The 4,683-nt window shown below is 63.9% G+C and carries 5 protein-coding genes and 2 pseudogenes; 4 read left to right on the forward strand and 3 right to left on the reverse strand.

The window, feature by feature from the left end:
- The 3 genes from BST40_RS30350 to BST40_RS29080 form a co-directional block, all read left to right on the forward strand.
- A partial coding sequence (locus BST40_RS30350) for a hypothetical protein (protein ID WP_425270711.1) occupies positions 1 to 214 on the forward strand: 214 nt, incomplete at its 5' end.
- On the forward strand, positions 211 to 420 hold the full coding sequence (locus BST40_RS27250) for a hypothetical protein (RefSeq protein ID WP_208618939.1): 210 nt from the start codon (positions 211 to 213) through the stop codon (positions 418 to 420). The genes BST40_RS30350 and BST40_RS27250, both read left to right, overlap by 4 nt.
- Before the next feature lie 201 nt (positions 421 to 621).
- The gene (locus BST40_RS29080) at positions 622 to 990 is read left to right on the forward strand and encodes a hypothetical protein (protein ID WP_089025329.1); all 369 of its coding nucleotides are present in this window, start codon (positions 622 to 624) and stop codon (positions 988 to 990) included.
- A 420-nt stretch (positions 991 to 1,410) separates the two neighbouring features.
- On the opposite strand, the gene BST40_RS30960 is transcribed toward BST40_RS29080, so the two are convergent.
- Complete coding sequence (locus tag BST40_RS30960; RefSeq protein WP_099225830.1) at positions 1,411 to 1,656, reverse strand: hypothetical protein; 246 nt, start codon at positions 1,654 to 1,656, stop codon at positions 1,411 to 1,413.
- Here BST40_RS30960 and BST40_RS27265 point away from each other — a divergent pair.
- A pseudogene (locus BST40_RS27265) lies at positions 1,546 to 1,957 on the forward strand (phosphotransferase family protein); the annotation flags it as partial. The gene BST40_RS30960 and the pseudogene BST40_RS27265 sit on opposite strands and share 111 nt — an antisense overlap.
- On the opposite strand, the gene BST40_RS27270 reads toward BST40_RS27265, so the two are convergent.
- Both BST40_RS27270 and BST40_RS27275 read right to left on the reverse strand, forming a co-directional pair.
- Complete coding sequence (locus BST40_RS27270) at positions 1,954 to 3,507, reverse strand: phospholipase C (RefSeq protein WP_083156424.1); 1,554 nt, start codon at positions 3,505 to 3,507, stop codon at positions 1,954 to 1,956. The pseudogene BST40_RS27265 and the gene BST40_RS27270 sit on opposite strands and share 4 nt — an antisense overlap.
- 97 nt (positions 3,508 to 3,604) lie before the next feature.
- Positions 3,605 to 4,605, reverse strand: a pseudogene (locus BST40_RS27275) (phospholipase C); the annotation flags it as partial.
- Positions 4,606 to 4,683 lie beyond the last annotated feature (78 nt).

The following is a 4,683-nucleotide window of genomic DNA, read 5'->3' on the forward strand; positions in this document are numbered from 1 at the left end:
TGGAGCGTTGAATGCGCTCGCGGCCAAGCCCTCAGGCCCCAAGCCGGCCATGACCGAGGCAGACAAGCGGGCCGCGAGGCTGGAGGCCGAGAACGCGCGTCTGGCCGCTGAGCTGGCCAAGGCCAAGCAGGCCCACGAGGTCCTGGGAAAACTATCCGAGCTGTTGTCGCTGCTGTCCAACAGCTCGGACGGCGAGACCAGGCAGAACCCTTGATCGACGGCGCTGTGAACGAGTTGGTGCCGCTGGTCGGTGTGGTGGCCGCGTGCCGGCTGACCGGAAAGTCCCGCGCCACGCTGCACCGGCAACGCAACCCGAAACCGCCTGTGCAGGGCCCGAAACGGCCGCAAGCGCAGCATCCTGGGGCGCTGACCGAGCTGGAGCGCGCCAGGGGCACTGCTGTGGCAATCGTTCGAAGTTGAGTCCGCCGCGTCGGCCAGCGCCATCGTGCCAGTGCCGAACGCCAAGCTGCTTGTCATCGCCAACGGCGAGGTTTGGGGTTGCTCACAACCCGGGGGGGTTGGCTCTCACCGGATGGATGACCGAAACCGCACGGCTACCAGGTACACTAGGAACGTACCGGAAACACAGTACGTACTTGGTTGTACCTGAGGAAGTTACTCATGGCCGCCAAGAACACCGCCGCATCGGCGCTGGCCGATGCCTTCGCCGCGCTGAGCGTGGAGGGCAAGCCCGTGACCGTGCGGGCCTTGCGTGAGCGTGCCCGGGTCAGCACCGACGCGGCCAGTGAATGGCTGCGGACCAACCGGGCGACCCGCGACGTGTCGCCAGTGCCGGCCGACGTCCTGGCGCGCGTCCTTGACCCGCTGTGGTCGGCGGCCGTGGCCGCTGCCCGCGACGAACAGGCCGAAGCCGATGCCGCCGAGCGGGCCGCCCTGGTGACCGCCGAGGCCGACGCGCTCACCGACCTGGCCACCGCGACTTCCCGCGCCGAGACAGCCGAAAGCCCAGACGACGCAACTGCGCGGTGAGCTGGCTGACCTCACCACCCGACTGGCCGCCACCGAAGCCGCCCGCGACCAGCAGGCAGCACTAACGGCGGCCGCGACCAAGGACGCCACCGACGCACGAGCGGCCGCCCACGCCGCCGAACTGCTCGCCGCCGAGGCCCAGGCCACCTCCCGCACACTGCGGGAAGTCCTCGACACCATGAACACGGGCACCAAAGAGCAGACCAAGTCGTAACGCCCCCACTCGGGCACGAACACTTACGAACCCGATGCCCGGCCCAACCTGAATTCCTAGAGATCACGCCCCGGCGCCTTCGGCCCAAACCGCAACCAAGAGGGCTTCGGCCGACACCTGGCCGATCCCTCCACGCCCGGCGGGAACCTCCACCCCCAAGCCCGGTCGCCAACCCCAAGCCTCCCTGACACCACCAGGTGTTGCCGTCACCCCCGAGCCTCAAGTGGGGCCACTTCGAGCCGTCCCACTGGGGCCAGTTCAAGTTGACATTGCGAGGGGATGGAGGTGCGATCGGCGAGCCGCTTCATCGCGGTCTTCATCAGGGATCCGGTCAGCAGCGAGGTGACATCAGTGCTGTCTTCGATTGGGAGATGACGTCCGTCGGCGACCCGCTGACCGATATCGGATGGCTCGAATTGCTGTGGATGCAGCCGGTCGGTAACACCAGCCACCCGGCCGCGTTGTCCTCGACCAACTCCTTGCCCACTACCAGAAGGCCAGTGGCATCGAGCTCGAAACCGTTCGTGGTACCGGGCTTTCAACGCCTACAAGATGGCGGTCATCTGTGTCATCGGCGCCATGCTCATCGATGGCGGCCACAGCGATGAGCAAAAACTCGTGCTCGCCGCCTACGGCACCTCGCTGTTGACCAAGGTCGGCCTGTCCGAACTCGGTATCGACGAGCCCCTCGATGACGGTCCGGTGCTGCCCCGCGAAGAACGCATCCAGCAAGTCCAGGCACAGGCGATTTAGCAGACACCGCTGGGAGTCCCCCGGGTGGGCGTGAGTTCCTGGCCAGGCATTATCTGCGGGTAGGGAACCCGATAGGGAGGGTTGAGGCGATAGATGCCCGCTATCGCTAATGCGCCGAGTCCGCACTGCGCCAGTTCTGGCAGAACACGTTTCGATTGGTCCAAGTTGGGTGGCGACGGGTTGGGTGGGACAACGAAGTTGAACGTCGACGTCATATCCCCAGTCACGCTCCGTCGCCAGGCGGTCAGGTTGGGAATCGGGACGCCGAACCGTTTCTCGATCAACCGCAGCTGCGAAGTATGGTCGAACACGTCATGGACCACCAGGCCGCCGCGGCTATACGGGGAAATGACCAAGCAGGGAACGCGATAGCCCAAGCCGATCGGCCCGCGTATGCCGCCAGAGGCGATCACATTGTTGATGTCGGGCACAGTGACGTATTCGCCCGGAGTGCCTGCCGGTGCGGTGGGCGGCACGACATGGTCGAAGTAGCCACCGTTTTCGTCGTAGCTGACGATCAGCGCGGTCTTTTCCCACACCGCCGGGTTGGACAACAGGATACGCAGCGTGTCCATCAGCGCGACAGCGCCGCCCGCGTTGGGCATCGAGGAATGTTCGGACTGCAGAAAGTTTGGAACCAGCCACGAAACTTTCGGCAGCCTATTGGCTTTGACGTCGGCAGCGAAGTCCGACGGGTAGCGCGGCGCGATGCCGAAGCGCGCTAAATCCGACCTCGGATCGCCGGCCTGCTTGAACCACTGCACAATCCGGCCATAGCCGACGTAATTGTTGATGGCTGGCCCTAATATCATGTCGGCGTACAGCTTCCAACTGACGCCGGCATCGCTGAGGTTCTGCGGCATGATACGCCAGCTGAGCTGGCCAATCGGTGCGTTGTAGTACGTCTCCAAGACTGGCCCGCCGTTGCTGCCATCGGGATCGAGCCAGGCGCTGAGCCAGTACAGCCGATTGGAAAAAGTCGGCCCCAATACAGAGCAAAAGTACTTATCGCACAACGTGAACGTGTCGGCCAGCAGGTAGTGAACCGGGATGTCTTGTCGCGTGTGATAACCCATCACCGCTGGGACGTTGGCTACCGAGCGTGTCCGCGCCTGCGCCGGAAGCCAATTGTCGTTGGCGCCGCCGTTCCACGACTGGTGCATCGTGATCCACCCATGGTCGGGGTCGTTGATACACGCACCGTTGAGCAACGGGGGTCTGGTGGTGTCAAGGCGGAACGGGAGGGTAATGCCGGCGGGGTCCAGCGATTGGGTCTGTGGGTTCCATCCCTTCTGCTGAAACAGCGGGGACGGGGCACTGAACCCGTCGACGTCGGAGACGGTGCCGAAGTAGTGGTCAAAGGACCGATTTTCCTGCATGAGCAGCACGATGTGTTCGATGTCGGTCAAGTGGCCCGAGCACGGCCCTGCCCCGTAAGCCTTCTCAATCACCGGTCCGGCCAACGACATAAACGCGCCGGCGCTAGTGGCGGCGGTGAGGTTTGCCAAGAACTCTCGGCGCGACATCCGGTCGACCGAGGTTTTGCGCATCACCCGTCGTCGCCCTTCTGTAGCGGTGGGCCCACTGTAGCTTTGCGAAAACGATTAGCTGCGCTCCTCAACGGGCGTGTCCCCCCAACCGACGCGACTAGCAGAGACCGCTTGGAATCCCCCCTGCTGGGCGTGAGTTCCTGGGCGGGCATTGTCTGGGGGTAAGGCACCCGGTAAGGAGGGTTTCGCTCGAATATACCCGCCCACCAGGAATACGCCGAATCCGCACTGCGCCAGTGTCGAAAGAACCCGTCTCGGCTGATTCAGGTTGGGCGGCGCCAAGTTTGGTGGGACCGCGAAGTTGAACGTCGACGTCATATCCTTCGTCACGCTTCGTCGCCAGTCAGTGAGATTGGGTACCGGCACGCCAAACCGCGTCTCGATCAACCGCAGCTGCGACGTATGGTCGAACACGTCGTGGACCATCAGCCCGCCCCGGCTATATGGAGAAATAACGAAGCAGGGCACGCGATAGCCCAAGCCGATTGGCCCGCGTATGCCTCCGGACGCGGTCACCTTGTTGATGTCGGGCACCGTGACGTATTCGCCCGGAGTCCCCACTGGTGCGGTGGGCGGCACGACATGGTCGAAGTAGCCGCCATTTTCGTCGTAGCTAACGATCAGCGCGGTTTTTTCCCATACCGCCGGATTGGTGAGCAGAATCCGCAGCACGTCCAGAAGCGCGACAGCGCCGCCCGCGTGCGGCATCGAGGAATGTTCAGACTGCAGGAAGTTCGGAACCAGCCAAGAAACTTTCGGCAGCCTGTTGGCCTTGACGTCGGTGGCGAAGTCCGACGGGTAACGCGGGGCGGCCCCGAAGCGAGCCAAATCCGACCTCGGGTCTTGGGACTGCTTGAACCACTGCACAATGCGGCCGTAGCCCACGTAGTTGTCAATTGCTGGCCCGAGCGACTTGTCGGAGTAGAGCTTCCAGCTGACGCCGGCATCACTGAGGTTCTGCGGCATGATGCGCCAGCTGAGCTGGCCAATCGGCGCGTTGTCATAAGTGTCCAGCACTGGCCCACCGTCAGTGCTGGCAGGGTCGATCGAGGCGCTGAGCCAGTACAGACGATTTGAATACGTGGGTCCTATCACCGAGTAGGCCGGGTTGCCGTCGCTGCCGTGAGCGCCGTTGAAGGTATCGCCGCCGAGGCCGGCTTTGCCGGGGGCGCCGTT

It is taken from the genome of Mycobacterium persicum, assembly GCF_002086675.1.
Lineage (GTDB): Bacteria > Actinomycetota > Actinomycetes > Mycobacteriales > Mycobacteriaceae > Mycobacterium > Mycobacterium persicum.

Coding starts and splice junctions, on each gene's coding strand:
- BST40_RS29080 (WP_089025329.1), top strand. CDS start 622: ATGGCCGCCAAGAACACCGCCGCATCGGCGCTGGCCGATGCCTTCGCC.
- BST40_RS27270 (WP_083156424.1), bottom strand. CDS start 3,507: ATGCGCAAAACCTCGGTCGACCGGATGTCGCGCCGAGAGTTCTTGGCA.